We start from the raw sequence: 26,248 nt of genomic DNA on the forward strand, positions 1-26,248 counted from the left end.
CTGTGTGAGACGAGGCGCGCTCGACCTCACAAACGCGCGCCAAAACAGAGCGACCCGGCTGGGGGGCATCCCGGCCGGGTCGTTGGAGGTTTACTTGGGAGGTTAGAACTAGGAAGCGTCGAAACTGGTCAGTGAATTGGGTTGGGGTTGCGTCGTTGGATATGGGTATAGAGATCGCGTTTTTCCGGGTGATGTCGTCGATTGTTTCAATTGTTTCGTCGCCGGACGTTTTCGGCTTCGTGGACAATTGCCCGGCCTCCGCCATCTCCTTTTAAGTAATTGATCTATTGTGGCTTTACGCCGCCACGCTGTCCACGCCGGCAACCCGGAGGAGATCGGCGAGCTGCTTGCGGGCATAGAACATGCGGGTCTTCACCGTGCTCTGCGGGATCCCGATGATCTGCCCGGCCTCCTCGACCGACTTCTCATGGTAGTAGACCAAGTTGATGATCTCGCGGTGCGCCGGCGACAGCTTGGCCACGCAGGCGCGCAGGATTTCGCTGGTGGTGGCGCGATCGAGCGAGGTTTCCGGCGTGTCGGCGCCATCCGGGATCTCCAGCACGTCGTCCTGGTCGATGTCCTCATGCTTGCGCTGGCGCAGCGCAGTCAGCGCCTTGAAGCGGGCGATCGACAGCAACCAGGTCGAGACCTGCGAGCGGCCCTCGAATTGCGCCGCGGTGCGCCAGACGTCCAGGAACACCTGGCTGACAAGGTCCTCGGCCATCGTGGTGTCGCGCACCATGCGGAGCACGAAGCGGTAAACCCGGACGTTGTGACGGGCGTAGAGCGTGTGCATCGAGGTGCGGTTATGCTTGGCGATACGCGCGAGCAGCATTTCATCCGAGGTCGCGCGGGCAGCTTCGATATGCTTCGTGGCTGCAGAGTTGATGGCGATGACGTTCGGCATGACAGGCTCCCAGTTCGCCGTTAGGCGGCGGTTCGTTGGGAGAAAGCTAGTTATCGCCCGTTTCCGGATGTCTGCGCGAAAAGCGGAAAATGGTTTCGTGACCCGGAGAATTGTTTCGTCGCTGTCCGGACGACGAAACATTCGGGACCGAAAGTCCAATCATTTCAACGGGTGGAAATTCCAGCAGGCCGGAATCGCACCTCTGGGAACGATTCCGGACCATGACTTTTGGCACTATTCGGCCGCTTGCAAAGCGGGCGCCGCCTTTTTTGGGGCAATCCAGAATGCGTTCGGCCGTTCGAACAGGAAATTGGCCCGAACCGCCAGCGCCAGCCGCCAGATCAGCAGCGAGCCGGCGACGCCGGCCGCGGTCACGATCAGCGAGATCAGGCCGATGTCGGGGATGACATCGAATCGAAGCAGCAGCGTGCGGGTCGCGGCCATCGGCAAGAAGAAGGCGAGATAGATCACGATCGAATGTTGGCCGCAGAAGCGCAGCAAGCCGAGCCAGTGTCCGCGCGCCAGCAGCGTGCCGGTGACGATGATCGCGCAGGCGCCGGCAAAGCCGAGCGCCAGCGAGACAACAGGCCATTCGCTGACATCGCATGCAACCAGGCCGCCATTGACGAGGGCCCACAGCCCGAGCCCGAGCAGGGCGAGCGCCGGCTGCGCCCGCGCGCGGTCCGACAGCGCGAACACGTAGTCTGCGAGGATATAGCCGGTGAAGAAATAGACGAAGCGGGCGCTGAATTCGTCGACCACAGTCGAGCCGGTTGCGACATGCGCCGACTCCAACGCTGCCGCGATCAGCCAGATCGCAAGCGGGTGGACGTTGCGGGTCAGCTTGGTGACGACGAAGAAGATCGGCAGCAGGTAGATGAACCACAGCGTGCCGAACGGCTGGATGAAGGCCTCGAGGTATTGCAGCCCAACCTGGGCCCAACCGATATCGGCGGCCAGCGGTGGCGCCTTGAAGCCGAACTGGATCGTTACCCACAGCACGTAGAAATAGGCAAAGTGCATCACCTTGCGGTCGAGATAGGTGCGCCAGTCGCGATCGATCACGACCGACAGGAACAGTCCCGAGATCAGGAAGAAGTCGGGCATCCGGAACGGTTTGGCGAACATCACGACATAATGCATGAAACCGGTCTGCTCGGCGGCCTTCTCGACCCCCAGCACCGAATGCATCATCACCACCATGATGATGCAGATGCCCTTGGCATAGTCGACCCAATCGACGCGCGCCCCCGCATTCCCGGCGGGGCGATCTGTCGCGACGATTGTGCCGTTTGTGGCCATCCTTGTCCCGTTTCGGCGTGATTGGGCCCATCATCGGCCCGATCGGTTGCTTTCTCCTTTATCAGTACAAGGGATGTGCCACCTTAAGCTCAGCCCTTTCCCCGGTTCCCTGGGCCAGGCGAATGGTCTAAGAGCCCGGAAATCTTGAGAAGAATCCGACGCCCGTTAACCACAGGACGCGGGGCGGCCGAACGCCGTGGCCTGCGATGAGACTCCTTGCCGCACCAATTCGATAGTCCGCTGCCGATCGACGCCGTGCTCGACGAGCTCGACCGCACGCTCGATCGCCACAACGCCGCCGTGCTGGTGGCGCCGCCGGGCGCCGGCAAGACCACGCGCGTGCCGCTGGCGCTGCTCGATGCGCCCTGGGCCAGGGGCAAGAGGATCATCGTGCTGGAGCCGCGCCGCATCGCCGCGCGCGCCAGCGCCGAGCGGATGGCGAAGACGCTTCGTGAGCGTCCCGGCGAGACCGTCGGCTATCGCGTCCGCTTCGGCTCGAAGGTGTCGCGCGCGACGCGGATCGAGGTCGTCACCGAAGGCATCTTCTCGCGGCAGATCCTCGACGATCCCGAGCTCAACGGCGTCGCCGCGGTGCTGTTCGACGAATTCCACGAGCGCTCGCTCGATGCCGATCTTGGCCTGGCGCTGGCGCGCGATGCGCAGACCGGCCTGCGCGAGGATCTGCGCATCCTGGTGATGTCGGCCACCCTCGACGGCGCGCGCGTCGCCAAACTGCTCGGCGATGCGCCGGTGGTCGAGAGCGAGGGCCGCGCCTTTCCGGTCGAGACCCGCTATGTCGGCCGCAAGGTCGAGGTGCCGGTGGAGCGGCAGATGGCCGAGACGATCGCGACTGCGCTGCGCGCCGATGCCGGCTCGGTGCTCGCGTTTCTGCCCGGCGCGGCCGAGATCCGCCGCACGCAAACCTTTCTCGCCGAGCGCGTGCACGACGCCTCGGTCGAGATCGTGCCGCTGTTCGGCGCGCTCGATGCCAGCGTGCAGGATCGTGCCATCGCGCCGGCGCCGAAAGGCATCCGCAAGGTGGTGCTGGCGACCTCGATTGCCGAGACCTCGCTGACCATCGAGGGCGTCCGCATCGTGGTCGATTGCGGCCTCGCGCGAGTGCCGCGCTACGAGCCGGACATGGCGCTGACGCGACTGGAGACCGTGCGGGCCTCGCGCGCCGCGGTCGATCAGCGCCGCGGCCGCGCCGGCCGTATTGAGCCTGGCGTCTGCTACCGGCTCTGGGACGAGCCGCAGACCGCGTCGCTGCCGGCCTATACCGCGCCCGAGATTCTTTCCGCCGATCTGTCGTCGCTGGTGCTCGACCTCGCGCAATGGGGCGTCAGCGATCCCGCAAGCCTTGCCTTCCTCGATCCGCCGCCGGGGCCGGCGCTGAAGGAAGCCAGATCGCTGCTGTCAGAACTCGGCGCGCTCGACGCTGACGGCCGCATCACCGAGGAAGGCCAGAGTCTGCGCGCGCTGGCGCTGCCGCCGCGGCTGGCGCGCATGATCGTGGATTCCGCCCGCTTCGGCATGGGCGAGGAGGCGGCCGAGATCGCCGCCGTGCTGACCGAGCGCGGGCTCGGCGGCGACAGTGTCGATCTCGACCACAGGCTCGACCAGTTCCGCCGCGACCGCTCACAGCGGGCCTCGAGCGCGCGCAGCACGGCCGCGCGCTGGGCCTCGCAGGTGGCGGCCAGCGAGGACGCTCTTACTTCTCCCTCCCCCCTTGCGGGGGAGGGTCGGGGAGAGGGAGCCACACGGGCAGTTTCTCCCGGGGCCGCTCCCTTCCCCAACCCCTCCCCGAAAGAGGGAGGGGAGCCCTACCGCTCTCGCGTTCCTAACGCAAACCTTTCGACCGGCGTCATGCTGGCATTCGCGTTCCCGGACCGGGTCGCGAAGAACCGCGGCAATGGCAGCTTCGTGCTGGCCAACGGCCGCGGCGCTGCCGTCGAGCAGACCGCGGCGCTGGCGCGGCTGCCCTATATTGCGGTCGCCGAACTGACCGGCACGGCCGCGAGCGGCCGCATCCTGCTGGCGGCGCCGATCACCCAGGAGGAGATCGAGCAGCGCTTCGCCGACCAGATCGAGACGATCGAGGAGGTGACGTTCGATCGCAGCGCGATGGCGCTGCGCGCGCGCCGCCGCCGTTCGCTGCACGCGATCACATTCTCGGAAGCGCCGATGCCGCTGACGCCATCGGCCGAGACCGCGCGCATCTTCGCCGACGGCCTGATCGCGGCGGGGCTCGACCGGTTGCCCTGGTCGAAGCAAGCGAAACAATGGCGCGACCGCGTCATGTTCCTGCGCAAGGCCGAGGACGACAGCTGGCCCGATCTGTCCGATGCCGCGCTTGCCGCGCGGGCCGACGACTGGCTGGTGGGGGCGCTCTACGACAAGACCGCGTTGAAGGATCTGTCGGCCGGCGACGTATCGGACGCGCTGATGACGTTGTTGCCATGGGAGCTACGCGCGCGGCTCGATCGCGAGGCGCCGACGCATTTCGAGGCGCCGACCGGAACGCAGCTTGCGATCGACTACGAGGCCGAGCAGGGCCCGACCATCGCGGTGCGGTTGCAGGAATTGTTCGGGCTCAACAGCCATCCGTCGATCGCCAAGGGCGCGGTGCCGCTGGTGCTGGAACTGCTGTCGCCGGCGCAGCGCCCGGTGCAGGTGACGCGGGACCTGCCGGGTTTCTGGCGCGGCAGTTACGCCGCGGTGCGTTCCGACCTGCGCGGCCGCTATCCGCGCCATCCCTGGCCGGAAGATCCCGCCAGCGCGATGCCGACCCGGCGCGTGAAGCCGCGCGGGACTTGACGGGTCGCGAATTTCATACATCGCCGTCATTGCGAGGAGCTCGCGGCAAAATTGCAAAGCAATTTTGCGCTGAAGCGACGAAGCAATCCGTCGATCCGGGCATGCCGCTCGATGGATTGCTTCGCGGAGCCTGTCATCCGGCGGCGCTTCGCGCCGACCGGGTGGCTCGCAATGACGGGCACAGATCCACACCGTCCGGGGGACGTAACGCTGGCAAGCACCGGCAAACGGTGATTAGATTTGTGCGTCGGGATCACGGGCTCGCACATTGGGGAGGCCGCCATGAACTTCCAGAACCTGGAGATCAAGAACGCATCGCCGTCGCTGTACAATGAAGACCTGGCGCCGGCCAAGGAACGCAACTGGGGCGCCTTCAGCATCTTCAATGTCTGGACCTCGGACGTGCACAGCCTGTGGGGCTATTACCTCGCCGCCAGCCTGTTCCTGCTCTGCGGCAGCTTCGTCAACTTCATCCTCGCGATCGGCGTCGGCTCGCTGGTGATCTTCGTGCTGATGAGCCTGATCGGCAATGCCGGGGTGCGGACCGGCGTGCCCTATCCGGTGCTGGCACGGGCCTCGTTCGGGGTCTGGGGCGCCAACATTCCGGCGCTGGTCCGCGCCATCGTCGCCTGCTTCTGGTACGGCGCGCAGACCGCGGCGGCTTCCGGCGCGATCGTCGCGCTGCTGACCCGCATGGACGGCTTCAAGGCGTTCCACCAGTCGAGCCACATGCTCGGCCATTCCACGCTCGAGGTGATCTGCTTCGTCGTGATCTGGGCGCTGCAACTCTTGATCATCCAGCGCGGCATGGAAACGGTGCGGCGCTTCCAGGACTGGGCGGGGCCCGCGGTGTGGCTGATGATGCTGATCCTCGCGATCTATCTCTGCATCGCGGCCGGCGGCATCTCGCTGACCGCGCCGATCCCGCAGGATGTGCTGCTGGAGAAGACCAAGGAGGCCGGCGTGCCCGGCGTGCCCGGCTCGTTCCCGGCGCTGTGCGCCGTCGCCGCGACCTGGATCACCTATTTCGCCGCGCTCTATCTCAACTTCTGCGACTTCTCACGCTATGCGCCTGACGTCAACGCGCTGCGCAAGGGCAATATCTGGGGCCTGCCGGTCAATCTGATCCTGTTCTCGCTGGTCGCCGGCGTCACCACCATCGCAGCCTTCAACGTCTATCACGAGGTGCTGCTGCATCCCGACCAGATCTCGGCCAAGTTCGACAGTTGGTTCCTGGCGCTGCTCGCCGCCGTCACCTTCGCTGTGGCGACGCTCGGCATCAACGTGGTCGCCAATTTCGTTTCGCCGGCGTTCGACTTCTCGAACGTGTTTCCGCGGCATATCGACTTCAAGAAGGGCGGCTACATCGCGGCACTGATCGCACTCGCGCTGTATCCCTTCGCGCCCTGGGAGGGCAGCGCCGCCTCGTTCGTCGGATTGATCGGCGCGACCATGGGGCCGATCTACGGGATCATGATGGTCGACTATTATCTGATCGCCAAAGGCCGAGTGAACGTGCCGGCGCTCTATCAGGAGGACGGCGAATATCGGTTCCAGAACGGCTGGAACGTCAGCGCGCTGATCGCCGCTGCCGTCGGTGCGCTGTTTTCGTCGGTGCTGCCGAACTTCACCTCGATCCTGCCGGCCTGGTGGGCGGTCTATGGCTGGTTCTTCGGGGTCGCGATCGCGGGCGCGGTCTATTACGCGCTGCGCGCTGCAATGCCGAGCCCGGTCGCCAGAACCGCCTGAGGACCGGCAAATTCCGGCTTTGGAGGGCGGCCGATCGCATTCGGCCGCCTCTCCGGGTTCGCATTAACTGTTCGCTCATCCTTTTCGCCAAAATGACAGGCTCGCGCTGCCGCGCTTGCTCGCGGCGCGGCGCGCGGCGTGGTGAAATTGCGTGTTCGGTTCTCCGAGTTGGTGTCATGCGTAACCTGATGATTTTCGCGGCCATCCTGATCGGGCTGGGCACCTTCATGGCCCAGATGGCCAGCAAGATGTCGCCCGCCGCCGCGACCACCACCAAGCAGACCATCTCCCCCGCCGTCACGGTGGCGCAGGCCAGCGCCCGCACGCTCAGCATCGCGCCCGATCCGCGCGGTCATTTCGCGACCGACGGCCGGATCGACGGCCAGCGCATCGATTTCATGGTCGACACCGGCGCCTCCGTGGTCGCCCTGAACGAGACCTCGGCCGCGCGCTTCGGCCTGCGTCCGGTGCCGGGCGACTACACCTCGCGCGTCACAACCGCCAACGGCACCATCAGGGCGGCGCGCACCCGCATCGCCATGGTCGAGATCGGCGGCATCACCGTGCGCGATGTCGACGCCCTGGTGCTGCCGGATGAGGCGCTGTCGGAAAACCTGCTCGGCCTGTCCTTCCTCTCGAAGCTGAAGCGCTTCGAATACGCCAACGGAAAATTGTTGCTGGAGCAGTAAGGCCGATTGGCTGAGGCGCTTTCGCAGAGTGTCGAGCCGGTCTCCCGGCGGACTCACTGTAAGTCCCTATTGTACTCCCTAATTTCGTGATCCTGATCGTCGACATTCGGATAGCGCTCTACCTGATAGCAGTAAATCCTGCCATCCAATTTGTATATCGAGCGTTTTACACGCTCGTCGTTGTCCGGCGATTTTCCAATAAGAGATATGCCCAGACCGCGATCGTCACCCTCCAGCGCCAGGCTATCCATCGCAAAAGAAAAACCGGATAGACACGCTGTCGGCACGTCAGTCCATTGCCCATCGTGTTCGATGCGCATCGAGCGTTCAAAGTTTGCTCCAAACCCTTCCTTTTCCGGGTTACGGTCGCAAACCGGTTTGAGGGAACGAAGCTCGATCCTTGCAAGATCTTGACCTTTGTAATCTTTGAAATTCAAGATCGCAACATCCGCCGCACACCAGTTACTAGAGTTCGCCTTACATAAGGTTGAACTGGCAAATAGAAGCAATAAAGCTCCAGCGAACGCGATCGCCTTCATCGACATGACTCAATATTTGTATCGATTCCAATCCGGCATCCGCCCCGCCGTTGGCTTGCCGTTATGCCAATACAATCTGCTCCCATATCGAGTTCCGACCCACGCTCTATAACCTGGAGTTTTCTGAGAATAAGCCTCCGCATTTCTTAGATCTCCATCACTTTCTCGCTGATCTTCCCAGTGCATATGCCCCCTTGCGACCGCGCCGGTATCGCCAAGCCCCACACCACCGCCAGCTCCGTCTTGGAATCCCCGCGCGATCTGATCGTAGTAATATAGTCCGCCGCGTTTATAGATTTCCACGCCCAGTTCCGGGATAAAGCCCCTGCTCTTGGTCTCTTCCGGGCCTTCCTTGCCTAGTGGCGCCCCTGCAAAAGCGCGGGCGTCTTGCGCCAGCGGGCAAGTATTCGCCGATGCCAAATCTGCCGTAATTATTGGCCACAAGCCGTCAATCTGCCTTCCGTTGCGGCGATGCATTCGCTAAAGCCAGCGGCACTGTTCCTCCGCATTTCCACGAGGCCGTTCCTGATGTTTCCCAAGCCGAAGCCCGCGCTGGTCCCGAACACCTATGCCTTCGAATCCGGGCCGATGGTGAAGCCGACCGGATTTCGCGAGTATGACGCGCGTTGGCTGTTCAACCAGGAAATCAACCTGATGGGCGTGCAGGCGCTGGGCATGGGGCTCGGCGCGCTGATCGCAGAGCTCGGCGTCCGCCAGGAGATCGTCACCGGGCACGACTTCCGCGGCTATTCCGCCTCGATCAAATACGCGCTGATCTCGGGCTTGATGGCGGCCGGCTGCAAGGTGCACGACATCGGGCTGGCGGTGACGCCGATGGCCTATTTCGCGCAGTTCGATCTCGACGTGCCCTGCGTCGCGATGGTCACCGCCTCGCACAACGACAATGGCTGGACCGGCGTCAAGATGGGCGCCAACCGCCCGCTCACCTTCGGCCCCGACGAGATGACGCGGCTGAAGCAGATCGTGCTCAACGCGGAGTTCAACAACAAGGCCGGCGGCTCCTACCAGTTTCACGAGAATTACCCGGCGCGCTATATCGCCGATCTCACCAACCGGCCGAAGCTGAAGCGCAAGCTGAAGGTGGTGGCGGCCTGCGGCAACGGCACCGCGGGCGCGTTCGCGCCGCAGGTGCTGGAGGCGATCGGCTGTGAGGTGATCCCGCTCGACACCGAGCTCGATCATACCTTCCCGAAATACAATCCCAATCCGGAAGACATGGAGATGCTGCACGCAATCCGCGATGCGGTGCTGGCGCACAAGGCCGATGTCGGCCTCGGCTTCGACGGCGACGGCGACCGCTGCGGCGTGGTCGACAACACCGGCGAGGAGATCTTCGCCGACAAGGTCGGCGTCATGCTGGCGCGCGACATGTCGGCGATCAACGCCAACGCGCAGTTCGTCGTCGATGTGAAGTCGACCGGGCTGTTCGTGACCGACCCCGTGTTGCAGAAGCAGGGTGCCAACACGATCTACTGGAAGACCGGCCATTCCTACATGAAGCGCCGCACCAATGAACTGGGCGCGCTCGCCGGCTTCGAGAAGTCAGGCCATTTCTTCTTCAACAAGCCGTTCGGCCGCGGCTATGACGACGGCCTTGTGTCGGCGATCGCGATCTGCGAGATGCTCGACCGCGCGCCGGGCAAGTCGATGGCCGATTTGAAGAACGCGCTGCCGAAGACATGGTCGTCGCCGACGATGTCGCCGCACTGCGCCGACGAGGCGAAATACGGCGTGGTCGATGCGGTCGTGAAGCACTTTGAGACGCTGCAGCAGAACGGCGAAAAGGTCGCGGGCCAGAACATCCGCGATCTCGTCACCGTCAACGGCGTGCGCGTCACCGTCGAGGACGGCAGCTGGGGCCTGGTGCGCGCCTCCTCCAACAAGCCGGAGCTCGTGGTCGTGGTCGAAAGCCCGGTCAGCGAGCAGCGCATGCGCGACATGTTCGAGGCGATGGATTCCGTGCTGCGCACCCATCCCGAGGTCGGCGAATACAATCAGAAGATTTGAGCCACGTGCTCTGCTGTCATCACCCGCGAAAGCGGGTGATCCAGTACGCCGCGGCCTCTCGATTGAAAATGACTGTCTCTGGAATACTGGATCGCCCGGTCAAGCCGGGCGACGACAGTGAGGTAGGTCAATCGAGTCGGGCGATGGCAGCTGGGAAGGTGGTGCTCACGCCGCCCGCAGCGAGGCCAGGAAGCGGTCGAGCTCGGTCTTCAGCCATTCCGATTGCGACGACAGGCCGTTGGCCGCATCGAGCAATTGTGCGGTCGCGCCGCCGGCCTGTTCGGAGGCACGGTTGACGTTGAGGATGCCCTTGTTGACGTCCCTTGTACGGTCGGCCGCCTGCTGCAGATTGCTGGAGATCTCGCGGGTCGCCGCGCCCTGCTGATCGACGGCGGCGGCGATCTCGCCGGAGACGTGATCGATTTCGGCGATGGTGGCGCCGATGGTCCCGATCGCGCTGACGGCCGCACCGGTCGCGTTCTGGATATCCTGGATCTGAACCGCAATCTCCTCGGTCGCCTTGGCGGTCTGGGTGGCCAGCGCCTTGACCTCGCTCGCGACCACCGCAAAGCCGCGGCCATGCTCGCCGGCGCGCGCCGCTTCGATGGTTGCGTTCAACGCGAGCAAATTGGTCTGGCTGGCGATGTTCTGGATCAGTGTCACCACCTCGCCGATCTTCTGCGTGCCCGCCGCAAGCCCTTGCACGACGCCGTTGGTGCGGCGCGCCTCGTCGGCGGCCTTGGCGGCGATCCGCGCCGAGCGCGTCACCTGCTCGGCGATGTTGTTGATCGACGCCGTCAGCTCCTCGGTCGCCGACGCCACGGTTTCCACGTTGCTCGACGCCAGCGTCGATGCGGAGGCCGCCGCATTGGCCTGGCGCATGGTTTCCGCGTTGCTGCCGTTCATCGTTGCCGACAGGCCCTGCATCGCATTCGCCGCCACCGCGACGGCCTCGACGACCTCGCCGATCTTGCGCTCGAAGCCCAGGGCCAGTTCGCGCCGCGCGGCATCGCGGTCGTGCTTGGCCCGTTCGGCCTCGATGCGCTCGGCATTGGCGCGCGCCTCGGCGGCACTGGCGACCTCGGCCTCGGCTGCCTTCTGCGCCGAGGTCTTGAACAGTTCGGCGAGCGTGTGCGCGAGCCAGATCAGCACGCCGGCCTCGATCAGCAGGATCACGGCGTGGAGCACGACGCGGCCGAGATCGGCGCCGCCGGGATAGATCGCGGCCGGCAGGATGAAATTCAGCGTCAGGTGATGCAGGGCAACCGCCACGGTGCCGGCGACGATCGGCCGGTAGTCGCAATAGGCGACCAGGCACGCCAGCGCAGCGAAGAAGTACATGTGCATGTCGACCTGCCAGCGGTGGCCGGCGAACTGGTAGACCAGCATCGATACGCCGGCCATCAGGGCGACTGCCACGATCAGCTGCGTTGAGACGCCGTTTCCGGAGGTGCGCCACGACACCGTCGCGGCCAGCGCCATCGCGACCATGAAGCCGGCCGGGATCAGCCAGTCGGTGTGCAGCGACAGGCCGACGACGATCGCGATCGGCACATGCAGCCAGAGCACCACGAGCAGGATCTTGCTGGCCGTCTCGCGCAGCGCGGCCATCTCATCGTCTTCGAAGGTCATTCCCAACCCCCAGATCGCCCAACCCCCGGATCGTCGTCCGCCTTGAAGCAGCCGGCGATCGCCTGCGGATCCATCGTCAGCAAGGCGCCGGCCTCGTACAGCCGGGTGAGCCCGCCATTGCGGTCAGGCCGCACCACCAGCAGGGCCGGGATCGCGGTCATCCGAACGATCGACGCATTGGCCGATGCGGCGGCCGTCAGCGCGCGCTCGGCGCGCCACCACGGCGGAAACGCCACGGCCACCACGTCGCTGCCCGCACGCACCTGCAACGACAGCATTGTGATCGCGATCCAGCTCGCAATCAGCAGTGCAGCCGCGCCTCGCCATGCGGGCCGTCGCCTCGCTGGGATGATTCCCCCCGGCACCATCGCAGCACAATGCCGCTGCCGGCGCTAACTTCAGGTAAATGCAGACCAGGCCGGCTACCTGGGGGCGTATCGAATCTGATGGGGTGTGTGCCGGCGCTTATGCCGCCGGCACCGGCAGCGCCGTCACCGACTTGATCTTCTCCATCGCGAAGCGCGAGGTGACGTTCTTCAGCGGCACGGCACTGATCAGCTTCTTGTAGAACACGTCATAGGCCTGCATGTCCGCGACCACGACGCGCAGCATGTAGTCGACGTCGCCGGCCATCCGGTAGAACTCCATCACCTCGGGCATGGCGCTGACGGCATCGGCGAATTTGCGCAGCCAGGCTTCCGAATGGTCGGCGCTCTCGACCGAGACGAACACCGAGATCCCGAGCCCGATCTTGTTCTGGTCGACCAGCGCCACGCGGCGCAGGATCACGCCGTCGGCCTCGAGCCGCTGGATCCGCTTCCAGCATGGCGTCGACGACAGCCCGACCCGGTCGCCGATCTCGGCGACGGAGAGCGAGGCATCCTCCTGCAACACGGTCAGGATCTTGCGATCGATGGCGTCGAGGCGGCGATTATTGTCATGCAGCTGAACGGCGAGTTCGGACATAGAAGAAAGTTCCATATGAAGGATCAATATCCCTCATATAGAGAAAAATCTTCTCGCGCAAGCGGTTCCTGACCGGTCAGGCCGGCGGGGCTTCGGCGTGCTCGCCCAAAAACGCTTCAACTTCAGCACGTTGCGGTGCGGCATAAGCACCCCCGAAGCGGGTGCATTTCAGCGCTGCGGCGGCGGAGGCGAAGCGCAGCGCCTGCCGCAGCTCCTGCTTCTCGGTGATCGCCAGCGCAAACGCCCCGTGGAAGACGTCGCCGGCGCCGAGCGTATCGACGGTATGAACCGGGAAGGCCGGGGTCTCCTCGAGCTCGCCCTGCTCATTGAGCCAGATCGTGCCCATCGGCCCGCGGGTGCCGGCCAGGAAGGAGGGGGTGAGCTTGGCGAGCTTGTGCAGCGCCTGGCCGTCGTCGGTGACGTCGGCGGTCTCCTGCAGCGGCTCGCTGGAGAACACCAGATGGGAGGAGGCGGTGAGCAGCCCTTCCCGCATCGACATTGCGCGGTCGACGTCGACCACCACGGGAATGCCGCGCTTGACGGCCTCGGCGCACAGCTCGGTGCAGAACGGCGCACAGCGGCTCTCGGTCAGGATCGCCGCGCAATCCTCCAGCAACAGGTCGGTCGGCGGCAGCTTGACCTTCCACAGCTCCGGGTCGCGGAAGGTGACGATGGTCCGTTCGCCGGTGTCGTCGATCATGATCGCCGAGATCGGCGTCACCAGATCGGGCATGTGGATGAGATGGTTGGTCTCGATGCCTTCCTGGCCGAGCTTGTCGAAGATGTAGCGGCTCGAGGTCTCCCGCGAATCGCCCATCGGCCCGCAGATCGAGGCGCGGCCGCCCAGCCGGACGATGCCGATTGCGGCGTTCAGCGCGTTGCCGCCGCAGATCTCGTCGAAATGCGTCGCATTCTCCTTGGAGCCGCGTGCCGGGACATTGACCCGGAAGGTCAGGTCGCGCACCGGCAGGCCGATGCAGAGGATGCGGGGCGGGATTTTCGGAGCGCCGTCTTGAAAATTCATGCAGAGGTCCGTCGCAATGGTTCCGTCAACTGGCACAATTGGTGTCCAGATTTAATCGGCAGAACGATGTCCGGTTCCCGCTACTGGTCGAGCGGGTTTCGGTGGTGCACCCAGCGGCCGAGCAAATGATGGGCAATCGCGAACGGATGCGGGCCGGCGAGGCCGTCGGGATGCTGGCGCTTGAGCATCAGCGTCGCCTCGGCATGGTCGAACCAGCGCGCATCTTCCAGTTCGGTGCGGTCGACCACGATGTCCTCGTTGGTCGCGCGCGCGGTGCAGCCGATCATCAGCGATGACGGGTAGGGCCAGGGCTGCGTCATGTAGTAATTGACGTCGGTGCAGCGGATCCCGGCTTCCTCGAAGATCTCGCGCCGGACCGCGTCCTCGATGGTCTCGGCGGCCTCGACGAAGCCGGCGAGGCAGGAATACATGCCGGGCATGAACTGCTTCTGGCGGCCGAGCAGCACCTTGTCGCCTGAGGTGACCAACATGATCACGACCGGATCGGTGCGCGGAAAGTGCTCGGCCTTGCAGCTCGGGCATTCGCGCTTCCAGCCGCCGTCCTTCATCGCGGTGCGGGTGCCGCAGTTTGGGCAGAAGCCGTGGCGCTGATGCCAGGTCACCATCGACTTCGCCATCGCGATCGCCGAGAGCTGTTCGGGCGGCACCACGCCCTGCATCGCCATGCCGCGCAATTCGGTGATCGCGACGTCGCTGCGGCCGACCAGCTTCTCGGCCGCCTGCGGCGCGATCCCCATGCCGAAGATCGGCGCGCTGTCGCGCAGGCCTAGGAAGATCGTGCCGGGATTGGCGCCGTAGCTGCGGGCCTCCTCCAGCGAGAGCAGCGCGCGGGCGCCGCCCTCCTCCTGCTTCACGACCAGCGAGTCGCGGTAGATCACATAGGCGCGCGCCTCGCGGTGGCCCTCCAGCGAAAACAGCTTCTCGTCATTGCTGCGCAGATGCGCGGCGCGGTCCAGCACATGGGTGACGAAGGCCGGCTGGCCGAGCGGAAATGAATCGGATGCGGACATTGAATTTCAACCCAACCAGATCTTGCGGCGAAGCGCGCTGATGAAATTCTGCACTTCCTCGGCATCATGCGCCAGCGGCGGCATCACGCCCCAAACGGGACGCGGCCATGCAGCGTCGCTAGTGCGGCGCGCAATGACATGGACGTGAAGCTGCGGAACGAGGTTGCCGAGCGCTGCGACGTTGAGCTTGTCGCATTTGGTGACCTCTTTGAGCGCCCGCGAGACGCGGGTGATCTCGGTCATCAGCTGCGCCTGCTCGACCTCGTCGAGGTCGATGATCTCGACCGCGCCGTCGCGCCGCGGCACCAGCAACAGCCAGGGATAATGCGCATCCTTGATGACGAGCACCTTGCACAGCGGCAGGTCGCCGATGTCGATGGTGTCCTTGTTGAGCTGCGAATGCAGCGACCAGTTGGAGGCGGGCATGAGGGCAAATAATGCCTTTCCGTGTTCCCAGACAAGCCCCGCAAAGCCAGCCTTACAAAGCCGGGTCAGGCCGCTTGCTTTCCAGCGGTTTTGGCCCCAAATAGGGACCGGGAGATTGGCGGTGGACGAGCCACTCGCCAACCGGGTCAGGTCCGGAAGGAAGCAGCCCTAACGAGGTCCGGATCGGGTCGCTCGTCAGTCTCCTACCTGTTTTTCCGAGCGAATCGCGCTGGAATGGCGGTCCCCGCGCCCGGCGCTTGATTTTGGCTCCCATCCGCACGCCGGCTGAAGAGACACCCAAGTTGCGGATCGACGCATGAACGACGACGCTGGCGCCCCCTCCCAACCGTCCGACGGCGCAGGCCAAAGCGGCTTTGATCTCGGCGGGGCGCCTGAGGCCGCCAACAAGCCGTACCGCGTCCTCGCCCGCAAATACCGTCCCTCCAGCTTCGAGGACCTGATCGGCCAGGACGCCATGGTTCGCACCGTCTCGAATGCGTTCGAGACCGGGCGGATTCCGCAGGCCTGGATCCTCACCGGCGTCCGCGGGGTCGGCAAGACCACCACCGCCCGCATCCTCGCCCGCGCCCTGAACTATGCCAAGCCGGACGGCTCGGTGCAGGGGCCGACCATCCACATGCCTGATCTTGGCGTGCACTGCCGGGCGATCATGGAAAGCCGGCACATGGACGTGCTGGAGATGGACGCCGCCTCCCACACCGGCGTCGACGATGTCCGCCAGATCAATGACAGCGTGCGCTATGCGCCGGCGAGCGCGCGCTACAAGGTCTACATCATCGACGAAGTCCACATGCTGTCGACGGCAGCGTTCAACGCCTTCCTGAAGACGCTGGAGGAGCCGCCGGAGCACGCCAAGTTCGTGTTCGCCACCACCGAGATCCGCAAGGTTCCGGTCACGGTGCTGTCGCGCTGCCAGCGCTTCGACCTGCGCCGCGTCGAGGCCGACGTCCTGATGAAGCACCTCGGCAACATCGCGGCCAAGGAAGGCGTCGAGGTCGAGCCCGAGGCGCTCGGCATCATCGCGCGCGCCGCCGAGGGTTCGGTGCGCGATTCGCTATCGCTGTTCGACCAGGCGATCGCGCATGCCGCAGGCCTCGTGAAGGCCGATGCGGTGAGACAAATGCTCGGCCTTGCCGACCGCACCCGGGTCATCGATCTCTTCGATTCACTGGCGCGCGGCGATCTCGCCTCTGCCTTCACCGAATTCCGCGCGCAGTATGATGTCGGCGCCGATCCGGTGGTGGTGCTGTCCGACCTCGCCGAGTTCGTCAATTTCGTCACCCGGGTGAAGGCCATCCCGGCAACCGCGGACAATGTCGCATTCGGCGAGACCGAGCGGGTGCGGGCGCGCGAATTCGCCGCCAAGCTGTCGATGCGGGTGCTGTCGCGGATGTGGCAGATGCTGCTCAAGGGCATTGCCGAGGTGCAGGCCGCGACACGCCCGGCGGCCGCCGCCGAGATGGTGCTGGTGCGCATCGCCTATGTCGCCGACCTGCCGACGCCGGACGAGGCGATCCGGATGATGGTCGAGCAGAACGGTGGCGGCGCGGCGCCGGCGACGTCTGGCTCCGCCGCATCGTCCCCGTCACGCGGCGCGCCTGGCTCGGCGATGTCTGCGATGCCATCAGCGCCGGCGCGTGCCCCGCAGGCTGCGCCGCGCGCCGATCTCGCTGCGCGTCCGCAGATGGCGGCACCGGCCGGCAATGCCGCGCCGGCACTGCGGATCTCGAGCTTCCCGCAGCTGATCGCGCTCGCCGGCGAGAAGCGCGACATCATGACCAAGAGCGCGCTGGAGGCCGATGTGCGGCTGGTGCGCATCGAGGACGGCCAGCTCGAGATCGCATTGGAGCCGAAGGCGCAGCGCGCGCTCATCACCGATCTGCCGCGCAAGCTCGAATTGTGGACCGGGCGGCGCTGGACCGTGATCATCTCCAACGAGGCCGGCCAGCCGACGGTGCGCTCGCAGAATGAGCAGGCCCGCAGCGAGCATCAGCGCGCCGCCGAAGCCGATCCGCGCGTCCAGGAGGTGCTGGCGCGCTTCCCCGGCACCAAGGTGGTCGAGGTCCGCCGCCTCGCCGCCGAGGTTCCGGTTGCGGATGTATCAGGCGAAGACCCGATTGAAACTTCCGACAGCGATGACGATTGATCTTTGGCGATAGGAACGCAGGCATGGCTGATTTTCTCGGCATGATGAAACAGGCGGCGCAGCTGCAATCCAAGATGCAGGAGATGCAGGAGCAACTCGGCAATGTCGAGGTTGAAGGCATTTCCGGCGGCGGCCTGGTCGCGGTGCGCATGACCGCGAAGATGGAAGTGAAGGGCATCAAGATCGATCCGTCGCTGATGAAGCCGGAGGAGCGCGAGGTGCTCGAGGATTTGCTGGTCACCGCGCATGGCGACGCCCGCCGCAAGGCCGAGACCGCGATGCAGGAGAAGATGATGGCGCTGACCGGCGGGCTAGGCCTGCCGCCGGGATTCGGTCCCACTTAAAATGGCCGCGAGCGTTGCCGGTCCCGAGATTGAACGCCTGATCCAGTTGTTGGCGCGGCTGCCGGGCTTAGGTCCCCGTTCGGCGCGGCGTGCGGCGCTGCATCTGATCAAGAAGCGCGAAGCGCTGATGACGCCGCTGACCGCCGCGTTGCAGGTCGCGATCGACAAGATCCAGGTCTGCAAGACCTGCGGAAACATCGATACACAAAACCCCTGCACGGTGTGCACCGATCCGCGCCGCGATCCCGCGATCATCGTCGTGGTCGCCGATGTCGCCGATCTCTGGGCGTTGGAACGCGCCAATGCGACCAATGGCCGCTATCACGTGCTTGGCGCGACGCTGTCGCCGCTCGACGGCGTCGGTCCGCAGGATCTCACCATCGATCAGCTGGTGGCGCGCGCGCATGCGCCTGAAGTCAGTGAGATCATTCTCGCTTTGAATGCCACCGTCGATGGCCAGACCACCGCGCATTACATCACCGATCTGTTGTCGGAGGCGAATGTGCGGGTGACGCGGCTGGCGCATGGCGTGCCTGTCGGCGGCGAGCTTGATTACCTCGATGAAGGTACGCTATCGGCTGCAATGCGGCAGCGGACGCTGTTCTAGCGCGCACTTGAGAGCAGGCCTCGGCGATATTTGCCGGCCGATCCGTCACAAGTCGAAAAGATCGCGCTCAGACAAAATGATAGGGTGGATGACGATTCGGGGATGGCCATCCACGCACAACAGCATGATCCGGAAAAGTGGAAACCGGTTTTCCGAAAAGATCATGCTCAAACAGATCTGACGAATCTACTACGGAACCACTGCAAATGACCACACACCGATTCGGCGTACGCTTGGGCTTTGCGTGTCTGGCGGCAACTCTCGCCGCGCCCTGCGCCATCGCGCAGCAGGGCGATGCCCCGCAGAAGCCCGGCAAGATCATTCATGCCGGCGACGTGCTGTCGGGGGAACTCGGCGTCATGAAGGTGCGCGACACCAAGAATCGCGGCAAGCGCGTCGCGACCTACCAGATCACCAGCGAGCCGCGCCGCCTGCCGCCGCCGAACGGCCTGTGCAACCTCGAGACCGGACCGGAAACCTTCCAGCTCGTTCCGACCAACGACGCCCAGGCCGCGCAGCTCAAGAGCCTCTCCGGCAAGGCGATCTCGGTGAAGGTCGACGAGGTCGCCTGCGCCAAGGACGCCGGCGAGATGAGCGAAGCCATCGTCACGAAGTGGAGCGTGGTGACGAAGTAGCTACCTCAGTTGCGGTGTCATCGCCCGGCTCGACCGGGCGATCCAGTACGCCGCGGCTTCTCCACAGAATCACGAACGTCTCTGGAATACTGGATCACCCGCTTTCGCGGGTGATGACAGCGGAGGCTCAAACCCGCACCGGCCCCAGCTCATCAAAATGCCCACGCCGTTGCAGCCAGGCGAGCAGGATCAGGCTCGGGATCGCGACCAGCACGCAGATCACGAAGAACACCTGCCAGCCGACCGTCTTGGCGACATAGCCCGCGCCCGACGACAGGTAGGTGCGGCCGACCGCCGCGAGCGCCGTCAGCAGCGCGTACTGGGTCGCGGTGTGCAGCGGATTGCGGCACAGCGCCGACAAATAGGCGACGAAGATCACGGTGCCGATCGCGCTGGTGAAGTTCTCCGCCGTGATCGCCAGCGCCAGCGCCCATTGATCGACCCCGACATGGGCGAGCCAGGAGAACGACAGGTTGGCGACCGCCTGCAGCACGCCGCCGATCCACAGGCTCGACGCCAGCGAATAGCGCCGCGCTACGAAGCCGCCGGCAAAGCCGCCGATCAGGGTCGCGGCAAGCCCGACGCCCTTCACGATCGCCGCGTAGTCGACCTTGGAAAAGCCGATGTCGATCACGAACGGCGCGGTCATGGTGCCTGAGAACGCGTCGGTGAATTTGAACAGCACCACGAAGGCGAGCGCCGCGAAGGCATCCTTGCGGCTGAGGAACTCGGAGAATGCGCCGAGCGCGGCGTGAAACACCCGTTCGGCGGCGTTCTGCGCATGCGTGGCCGCCTCGGCGCCTTTCGATTGCGCCGGCTCGGTCGCCGCAAGCGCGGTGACGATGCCGATCACCACCAGTGCGGCCATCACCACATAGCCCCACATCCACGCCGATGGCCGCGCGAGGCCTGCGGACTCGAAGCCGCTGACGATGAACAGCGCGCCGGCGGTCGAGACCAGCATGCCGACACGATAGGCCGCGACATAAGACGCCATGCCGGCGGCCTGCTCGCTTTCCGGCAGGCTTTCGACGCGGAAGGCGTCGACCACGATGTCCTGCGTCGACGACGCCGTTGCGACCAACAGCGCGGCAAACGCCGCGAACCACGGCGATCGCGCCGGATCGGCCAGCGCCAGCACCAGGATCGCCGCGATCAGCAACAGCTGCGACAGCAGCAGCCAGCCGCGGCGGCGTCCGAACACTTTCGTGAACAGTGGCACGTGCAGCGCGTCGACCAGCGGCGCCCAGAGGAATTTCAGCGTGTAGGGCGTGCCGATCAGCGCCAGCAGCCCGATGGTGCCGAGATCGACCCCGGCCTCCTTCATCCACACCTGCAGCGTCGAGCCCGACAATGCCAGCGGCAGCCCCGAGGAGAAGCCGAGCAGCAGCACGATCAGCACCCGCGGCTGCAGATACACCGCAAAACTGTCGCGCCAGGAGGTGGCGGCAGGTCTTGGCTCCGGTTTTGCCGACGCGTCCGACGTTGCTTCAGGGGCTGTCATGATCCGGTGTTACCAGATTCGGCCGCAAAAAGACTGTCACCGCCCGACCACCGCCTCTGGGATACTGGATCGCCCGGTCGAGCCGGGCGATGACACAGATTATGCCGCGAGATCTCTGATCAGCAACACTCACTCCCCCGCCTGCAGCTTGCGCGGGGCGGGGAACAGCTCGGGCGCGCCGGGCTTGACGAAACGCGGCACTTCGATCGGGGTCTCGGCCTTGCTGAAGTCGAGTTCCTCGATGCGGCCGGCGCGTTTCTCGATCTTGTCGGCGGAGATCAGGATCTGCCTGACGTCCTCGTTGACCTGGCCGAAGTGATTTTGCAGCTTGAGCACGCGCTCGCGCAGCCGGCCGAGATCATCAGCAAGGTGCATCACCTCGTTGCGGATCTGGTCGGCGGCGTCGCGGATGCGGGCGTCCTTCAGGATCTGCTGCATCACCTGGATCGCCAGCATCAACAGCGACGGCGACACCAGCACGACGCGGGCGCGATAGGCCTTCTGGACCACGTCGTCGAAGCCGTCATGGATCTCGGCATAGACCGATTCCGACGGCACGAACATCAGCGCGGTGTCCTGGGTCTCGCCCGGGATCAGGTATTTCTCCGCGATGTCGCTGACATGCTTGAGCACGTCGGCGCGCAGCCGCTGGCAGGCCGATTTGCGTTCCTCGTCGCTGCGCGCATCGTGCAGCGCGGTCATCGCCTCCAGCGGAAATTTGGCGTCGATGCAGAGCGGGCGCTGGTCGGGCAGGAACACCACGCAATCCGGCCGCTTGCCCGACGACAGCGTGTACTGGAACTCGAACGAGCCCTTCGGCATGCCGTCCTGGACGATCGCCTCCATCCGCGCCTGGCCGAACGCGCCGCGCGATTGCTTGCTGGCGAGCACGTCGCGCAAGGTCGTGACCTGGGTGGTGAGCTCGTTGAGGTTCTTGTGGGCGTGGTCGATGATGCCGAGCCGCTCATGCAGCACGCGCAGCGAATCCATGGTGTTGCGGGTCGATTGTTCCATCGACTGGCCGACCCGGTGGGTCACCGAATCCAGCCGCTCGTTGACGGCGCGGGCCATCTCGGCCTGGCGCCCGGCGAGCGCCTGCGCGAAGGCATCGACCTTGGCGTCGACCCGCCCGGAGGATTCGCTCTGGGCGCGCAGCATGTCGGCAAGCCGCTCCTCCAACTCGTCGGCGCGGATGGCCTGGGCCATCGCCAGTTCCGCGCCACGCCGGCTGGCGCGGGCGATCACCACGGCGATGGCGAACAGCAGGATCAGCGCCAGCGCGCTAAGCCCGATCAGCGCGTCGGAGACGCGGACCGGAAGGTCGCCAAGCATGAGCAGAATCTCGTTCATGCCGGCCGTTGTAGCCGATTCGCGGCCGGGTGCGAACGAAGAGGGAACGCTTATGGTAAATGCTTTCCTAATTTTCTTGGTTAATCAGGCGTGAAGAATCGTGGTTAAGGCTGTCTTAACGGGTTCCTGAACGCATTGACCGCATCAGGCCCGCGGCTTAAATCGCCGCCATGGCATTACGAGAAATCATCATCCTGCCGGACAAGCAGTTGCGGCTGGTGTCGAAACCGATCGAGAAGGTGACGCCGGAGATCCGCAAGCTCGCCGACGACATGCTCGAGACCATGTATGACGCGCCCGGCATCGGGCTCGCGGCGATCCAGGTCGCGCAGCCGTTGCGGCTGATCACCATGGACCTCGCCAAGCGCGACGAGAACGGCGAGACCACGCCGCTGCCGCGGGTGTTCATCAATCCGGAGATCATTTCGCATTCGGACGAGCTGTCGGTCTACGAAGAGGGCTGCCTGTCGATCCCCGAATATTACGAGGAGGTCGAGCGCCCGGCGCGGGTGCGGCTGCGCTTCACCGACCTCGACGGCAAGCTGCATGAGGAGGATGCCGAGGGGCTCTACGCCACCTGCATCCAGCACGAGATCGACCATCTCAACGGCGTGCTGTTCGTGGATTATCTGTCGAAGCTGAAGCGCGACCGCGTGTTCAAGAAATTCGAGAAGGCCGCCAAGCGCGCGGCGGAGTAGGCGCGCACTCCGCCGTCATGCCCGGGCTTGTCCCGGGCATCTACGTCTTCCTTTCTTCATGGCGCCAAGACGTGGATGGCCGGGACAAGCCCGGCCATGACGGATAATTTGGAGCCAGCGAGGGTAGTCTGATCCAATGCCGCTTCGCCTGATCTTCATGGGCACGCCCGATTTCGCGGTGCCGACGCTGCTGGAGCTCGTGGCCCATGGCCATGAGGTTGTGGCGGTCTACACCCGCGCGCCGAAGCCCGGTGGTCGCCGCGGCCTGCAATTGCAGCCGACGCCGGTCGAGCAGGAGGCGCGCCGGCTCGGCATATCGGTGCTGACGCCGAAGACGCTGAAGACCGACGAAGCGCTCGCGGAATTTCGCGCTCACGAGGCGGACGCCGCCGTCGTGGTCGCCTACGGCATGATCCTGCCGCAGGCGATCCTCGATGCGCCCAGGCTCGGCTGCTTCAATCTGCACGCTTCGCTGCTGCCGCGCTGGCGCGGCGCTGCGCCGATCAACCGCGCCGTCATGGCCGGCGATTCCGAGAGCGGCGTGATGGTGATGAAGATGGATGTCGGCCTCGACACCGGCGACATCGCGATGGCCGAACGGCTGCCGATCACGGACAGCATGACGGCGTCCGACCTGCACAACGCACTGGCGCCGCTCGGCGCCGACCTGATGGTGCGCGCGATGGGCGGGCTCGAGCGCGGCGGATTACAGTTGACCAGGCAAAGCGCGGACGGCGTCACCTACGCCGCCAAGATCGAGAAGGCCGAGGCGCGGATCGACTGGACCCGGCCGGCGCACGCGGTGCTGCGGCACATTCATGGGCTGTCGCCGTTCCCCGGCGCCTGGTGCGAGCTCTTGGGCGAAGGCGAGCCGGTGCGGCTGAAGATCCTGCGTTGCGAGCTGGCGAAAGGCTCGGGCCAGCCGGGCGATGTGCTCGACGACACTTTCGCGATCGCCTGCGGCGACGGCGCGATCCGGATTCTCGAATTGCAGCGCGCCGGCAAGACGCCGACGAAGGCTGCGGATTTCCTACGCGGTACGCCGCTGAAGCCGCCCGCGCGGCTCGCCTGATGCCCCGCTACAAGCTCACCATCGAATATGACGGCACGCCGTTCTCCGGCTGGCAGATCCAGGACACTGCGCCGACCGTGCAGGGCGCGCTGGAGACCGCGGTCAAGGCGATCTGCGGCGAGGACGTCCGCGTCCATGGCGCCGGGCGGACCGACGCCGGCGTGCACGCGCGCGGCCAGGTCGCGCATTGCGACATCGCCAAGCATTTTCCGCCTGGCCGCTTTCGCGACGGGCTGAACGCGCATCTGCGGCCCCATCCGATCGCCGTGCTCGCGGCCGATATCGTGCCGGACGATTTCGAGGCGCGGTTCTCGGCGACCAGGCGGCATTATCTCTATCGCATCACCAACACCCGCGCGAACCTCGCGCTCGACATCGGCCGGGTCTGGCGGGTGCCGCGCGCGCTCGATGCGGATGCGATGCACGCGGCCGCGCAACGCCTGCTCGGCAAGCATGATTTCACGACCTTCCGCGATACCGAGTGCCAGGCCAAATCGCCGGAGAAGACGCTCGACCAGCTCGACGTCGTCAGAGACGGCAGCGCCATCAACATCGTGACCTCGGCGCGCTCCTTCCTGCACAGCCAGGTGCGCTCGATGGTCGGCTCGCTGGTCTGGGTCGGCGAGGGCCGCTGGAGCGCGGACGATCTCGCCGCGGCGCTGGCCGCCCGCAACCGCGCCGCCTGCGGCCCGGTGGCGCCGCCGGAGGGACTATATCTGGTGCAGGTGGATTATTAGTGGCCACAATCCCTACTGTGCATGGGGTTGTTCTTCACTATTTTGTCCAGCCAACCGGCCGGATCACGCAAAATACCGCTCCAGCACGCCGCGATAGATCTTCGTCAGCTGCTCCAGATCGGCCACCGGCGTGCGCTCGTCGATCTGGTGCATGGTCTGGCCGACCAGGCCGAATTCGATCACCGGGCAATAGCTCGAGATGAAGCGCGCGTCGGAGGTGCCGCCCGAGGTGGACAGCTCCGGCTTGCGGCCGGTGACCTGTTCGATCGCGGCGACCGCGAGATCGGTGAACGGACCGGGCTGGGTGACGAACACGTTGGAGTTCGACGGCATCCAGTCGATATGGGCGCGGATGCGATTGCCGCAGGCTTTCGCCAGCCGCGCGTCGACCAGCTGCCGCAGGGTTTCCTGGGTGTGGTTGTCGTTGTAGCGGATGTTGAACTTCGCCCGCGCTTGGCCGGGAATCACGTTGGTTGCGGTGTTGCCGACATCGACCGTGGTGAATTCGAGGTTGCTGGCCTGGAATTGCGCGCTGCCGTGATCGAGCGGCTCGTCGCTCAGCGCCACGATCAGCCGCGAGATATCCGGCACCGGATTCGACGCGCGGTGCGGATAGGCGACATGGCCCTGCACGCCGTCGACAATGAGCGTGCCGGACTGCGAGCCGCGGCGGCCGATCTTGATCATGTCGCCGAGCACTTCGACATTCGAGGGCTCGCCGAGCACGCAATGGTCGAATTTTTCGCCGCGCTCGGCGCACCATTTCAACAGCTTGACGGTGCCGTTGATCGAGACGTCTTCCTCGTCGCCGGTGATCAGGAAGGAGATCGAGCCGCAGCCGTTTTCCTGTGCCTTGCCGCCATGGTCGCCGAGATATTGCAGCACGGCGGCGACGCTGCAGGCGATGCCGCCCTTCATGTCGACGGCGCCGCGGCCGTAGAGATAGCCGTCCTTCACCTCGCCCGAGAACGCACCGAGCGTCCACGCCGCTTCATCGCCGGGCGGCACCACGTCGGTGTGACCGGCAAAGGTGATGTGCGGCGCCGTGTTGCCGATGCGCGCATAGAGGTTGTCGACATCGGCGGTGCCGGGCTCGGAGAACGTCACGCGGTGAACCTCGAAGCCTGCGGTTTTCAGCAAATTTTCGAGGACGCCAAGCGCGCCGGCGTCGGCCGGGGTGACGGAGGGGCAGCGAACCAGATCGCGGGTAATCGAGACGGCATCAGTCATGCGCCTCGCTTAACACGTCACAGCGCGGGTGGACCAGCTTTGTGCGGCACGATATCGAGCTCGCTTTGTTGATCCCAGCCCTGCGTCGAGCGCGACCCGGTGCCGCGGCTGCCTCCCCGGCTCGCATGGATTTTGCCCAGTGGATTGGGACCGTAGCGATTGGGGTATGAGGTGCCGCGCAGAAAGGCGAGCTCGATGAAGCCCCAGACATAGAGCACGAACACGATCGCGCCCGCCGCCATCGCCAAATAGGACTGATCGGGAAGCCGGTCCGAGAATTGGCTCATGAGGCCGGGGATCGCGAAGAACGGGACCATCCACCAGCCGCTCCTGTCGCGGTCGTGCAGGCGCTTGATCGAGACGGCGATATAGACCCAGACGAACAATAGCGTGCCGCCGGCCTTGACCAGCAGCGTCGGCAATCCGGCCCATGTCAGTGATGTGTAGCTGTCGGGGTCGAACGCCCGGAAGATGTCGTCGACATTGAAGCCGAATGACCGGTCCTTGCCGCCGAGCCCGGCCAAGACCACCAGCGCGGCCAGGACCATCATCCAGCAGACGATGATCAGCACTGCGAGCCAGAATTTGGCCCGGTTGACGCGGCCCTTGAAGCCGAACAGGTAATTGGTCCAGCCCATAAAAAACTCCGGCGGCGGCAATGTTTCGCGGCCCGGAGTTTTGTCGGAGTCAAAGGGAAATTGGTTCGATCTTCCTGGACCGTCATCCCCGCGCAACGGCTTCGCCGTTGTCGCTGGAGGTGCGAGCGGAGCGAGCCTCGAAGGATGCACGGCCAC

Annotated in this window: 24 protein-coding genes and 1 other RNA gene; 12 read left to right on the top strand and 13 right to left on the bottom strand. The window is 65.2% G+C overall.

The window, feature by feature from the left end:
- Positions 1 to 295: 295 nt before the first annotated feature.
- Positions 296 to 907: a sigma-70 family RNA polymerase sigma factor gene (locus ACVMB0_RS10210; protein ID WP_461346138.1), complete on the bottom strand. Its 612-nt coding sequence runs from the start codon at positions 905 to 907 to the stop codon at positions 296 to 298.
- Positions 908 to 1,141: 234 nt separating this feature from the next.
- Positions 1,142 to 2,209 (bottom strand): acyltransferase family protein, encoded by a 1,068-nt coding sequence (locus ACVMB0_RS10215; RefSeq protein WP_461346139.1) that lies wholly within the window; start codon positions 2,207 to 2,209, stop codon positions 1,142 to 1,144.
- A gap of 216 nt (positions 2,210 to 2,425) precedes the next feature.
- Between ACVMB0_RS10215 and hrpB the strand changes: the two genes are divergently transcribed.
- From hrpB to ACVMB0_RS10230, 3 genes are all read left to right on the top strand, one after another.
- On the top strand, positions 2,426 to 5,026 hold the full coding sequence (hrpB, locus tag ACVMB0_RS10220) for an ATP-dependent helicase HrpB (RefSeq protein WP_461346140.1): 2,601 nt from the start codon (positions 2,426 to 2,428) through the stop codon (positions 5,024 to 5,026).
- Between the two features lie 282 nt (positions 5,027 to 5,308).
- A complete protein-coding gene (locus ACVMB0_RS10225) occupies positions 5,309 to 6,775 on the top strand; it encodes an NCS1 family nucleobase:cation symporter-1 (protein ID WP_461346141.1) in 1,467 nt (488 codons plus the stop codon).
- A 176-nt stretch (positions 6,776 to 6,951) separates the two neighbouring features.
- A complete protein-coding gene (locus ACVMB0_RS10230; protein WP_456750919.1) occupies positions 6,952 to 7,464 on the top strand; it encodes a TIGR02281 family clan AA aspartic protease in 513 nt (170 codons plus the stop codon).
- Positions 7,465 to 7,517: 53 nt separating this feature from the next.
- On the opposite strand, the gene ACVMB0_RS10235 is transcribed toward ACVMB0_RS10230, so the two are convergent.
- The gene (locus ACVMB0_RS10235; protein ID WP_456750918.1) at positions 7,518 to 8,003 is read right to left on the bottom strand and encodes a hypothetical protein; all 486 of its coding nucleotides are present in this window, start codon (positions 8,001 to 8,003) and stop codon (positions 7,518 to 7,520) included.
- Between the two features lie 528 nt (positions 8,004 to 8,531).
- Between ACVMB0_RS10235 and ACVMB0_RS10240 the strand changes: the two genes are divergently transcribed.
- On the top strand, positions 8,532 to 10,031 hold the full coding sequence (locus tag ACVMB0_RS10240) for a phosphomannomutase/phosphoglucomutase (RefSeq protein WP_461346142.1): 1,500 nt from the start codon (positions 8,532 to 8,534) through the stop codon (positions 10,029 to 10,031).
- A 165-nt stretch (positions 10,032 to 10,196) separates the two neighbouring features.
- Here the strand turns inward: ACVMB0_RS10240 and ACVMB0_RS10245 are convergent, their stop codons facing one another.
- From ACVMB0_RS10245 to ACVMB0_RS10270, 6 genes are all read right to left on the bottom strand, one after another.
- Positions 10,197 to 11,663 (bottom strand): methyl-accepting chemotaxis protein, encoded by a 1,467-nt coding sequence (locus ACVMB0_RS10245; RefSeq protein ID WP_461346143.1) that lies wholly within the window; start codon positions 11,661 to 11,663, stop codon positions 10,197 to 10,199.
- Positions 11,660 to 11,941 carry a hypothetical protein gene (locus tag ACVMB0_RS10250; protein ID WP_461346144.1) on the bottom strand — a complete coding sequence of 94 codons (282 nt, stop codon included), beginning with the start codon at positions 11,939 to 11,941 and terminating at the stop codon, positions 11,660 to 11,662. The genes ACVMB0_RS10245 and ACVMB0_RS10250 overlap by 4 nt, the downstream gene beginning before the upstream one ends.
- A 187-nt stretch (positions 11,942 to 12,128) precedes the next feature.
- Positions 12,129 to 12,629, bottom strand: a complete 501-nt coding sequence (locus ACVMB0_RS10255) for an Lrp/AsnC family transcriptional regulator (protein ID WP_212021204.1) — start codon at positions 12,627 to 12,629, stop codon at positions 12,129 to 12,131.
- Between the two features lie 76 nt (positions 12,630 to 12,705).
- Complete coding sequence (locus tag ACVMB0_RS10260) at positions 12,706 to 13,653, bottom strand: sugar kinase (protein WP_456750914.1); 948 nt, start codon at positions 13,651 to 13,653, stop codon at positions 12,706 to 12,708.
- A gap of 80 nt (positions 13,654 to 13,733) precedes the next feature.
- On the bottom strand, positions 13,734 to 14,684 hold the full coding sequence (nudC, locus tag ACVMB0_RS10265; protein WP_461346145.1) for an NAD(+) diphosphatase: 951 nt from the start codon (positions 14,682 to 14,684) through the stop codon (positions 13,734 to 13,736).
- A gap of 6 nt (positions 14,685 to 14,690) precedes the next feature.
- Entirely contained in the window at positions 14,691 to 15,110 is a 420-nt protein-coding gene (locus tag ACVMB0_RS10270; RefSeq protein WP_212021210.1) for an HIT domain-containing protein, read from the bottom strand.
- Positions 15,111 to 15,220: 110 nt separating this feature from the next.
- Between ACVMB0_RS10270 and ffs the strand changes: the two genes are divergently transcribed.
- From ffs to ACVMB0_RS10295, 5 genes are all read left to right on the top strand, one after another.
- Positions 15,221 to 15,317: signal recognition particle sRNA small type (gene ffs, locus ACVMB0_RS10275), an RNA gene on the top strand.
- A gap of 109 nt (positions 15,318 to 15,426) precedes the next feature.
- Positions 15,427 to 17,277, top strand: a complete 1,851-nt coding sequence (locus ACVMB0_RS10280; protein WP_461346146.1) for a DNA polymerase III subunit gamma/tau — start codon at positions 15,427 to 15,429, stop codon at positions 17,275 to 17,277.
- 23 nt (positions 17,278 to 17,300) lie between these two features.
- A complete protein-coding gene (locus ACVMB0_RS10285; protein ID WP_018269493.1) occupies positions 17,301 to 17,621 on the top strand; it encodes a YbaB/EbfC family nucleoid-associated protein in 321 nt (106 codons plus the stop codon).
- Between the two features lies 1 nt (position 17,622).
- Complete coding sequence (gene recR / locus ACVMB0_RS10290; RefSeq protein WP_163160808.1) at positions 17,623 to 18,228, top strand: recombination mediator RecR; 606 nt, start codon at positions 17,623 to 17,625, stop codon at positions 18,226 to 18,228.
- Between the two features lie 206 nt (positions 18,229 to 18,434).
- The gene (locus ACVMB0_RS10295) at positions 18,435 to 18,863 is read left to right on the top strand and encodes a hypothetical protein (protein WP_461346147.1); all 429 of its coding nucleotides are present in this window, start codon (positions 18,435 to 18,437) and stop codon (positions 18,861 to 18,863) included.
- A gap of 127 nt (positions 18,864 to 18,990) precedes the next feature.
- Here the strand turns inward: ACVMB0_RS10295 and ACVMB0_RS10300 are convergent, their stop codons facing one another.
- Entirely contained in the window at positions 18,991 to 20,367 is a 1,377-nt protein-coding gene (locus tag ACVMB0_RS10300; RefSeq protein ID WP_461346148.1) for an AmpG family muropeptide MFS transporter, read from the bottom strand.
- A gap of 129 nt (positions 20,368 to 20,496) precedes the next feature.
- Entirely contained in the window at positions 20,497 to 21,717 is a 1,221-nt protein-coding gene (locus tag ACVMB0_RS10305) for a DNA recombination protein RmuC (protein ID WP_461346149.1), read from the bottom strand.
- A 170-nt stretch (positions 21,718 to 21,887) separates the two neighbouring features.
- On the opposite strand from ACVMB0_RS10305, the gene def reads away from it, so the two are divergent.
- The 3 genes from def to truA all read left to right on the top strand — a co-directional run bounded on the left by def (position 21,888) and on the right by truA (position 24,224).
- Entirely contained in the window at positions 21,888 to 22,415 is a 528-nt protein-coding gene (gene def, locus ACVMB0_RS10310; protein ID WP_461346150.1) for a peptide deformylase, read from the top strand.
- Positions 22,416 to 22,551: 136 nt separating this feature from the next.
- Positions 22,552 to 23,487 (top strand): methionyl-tRNA formyltransferase, encoded by a 936-nt coding sequence (gene fmt, locus ACVMB0_RS10315; RefSeq protein WP_461346151.1) that lies wholly within the window; start codon positions 22,552 to 22,554, stop codon positions 23,485 to 23,487.
- Positions 23,487 to 24,224: a tRNA pseudouridine(38-40) synthase TruA gene (truA, locus tag ACVMB0_RS10320; RefSeq protein ID WP_461346152.1), complete on the top strand. Its 738-nt coding sequence runs from the start codon at positions 23,487 to 23,489 to the stop codon at positions 24,222 to 24,224. The genes fmt and truA overlap by 1 nt, the downstream gene beginning before the upstream one ends.
- A 63-nt stretch (positions 24,225 to 24,287) precedes the next feature.
- Here truA and dapE read toward each other — a convergent pair whose 3' ends face one another.
- A complete protein-coding gene (gene dapE, locus ACVMB0_RS10325; RefSeq protein ID WP_461346153.1) occupies positions 24,288 to 25,454 on the bottom strand; it encodes a succinyl-diaminopimelate desuccinylase in 1,167 nt (388 codons plus the stop codon).
- Positions 25,455 to 25,471: 17 nt separating this feature from the next.
- On the bottom strand, positions 25,472 to 26,092 hold the full coding sequence (locus ACVMB0_RS10330; RefSeq protein ID WP_461346154.1) for a DUF805 domain-containing protein: 621 nt from the start codon (positions 26,090 to 26,092) through the stop codon (positions 25,472 to 25,474).
- Positions 26,093 to 26,248 lie beyond the last annotated feature (156 nt).

The organism is Bradyrhizobium sp. USDA 4451 (assembly GCF_054822585.1).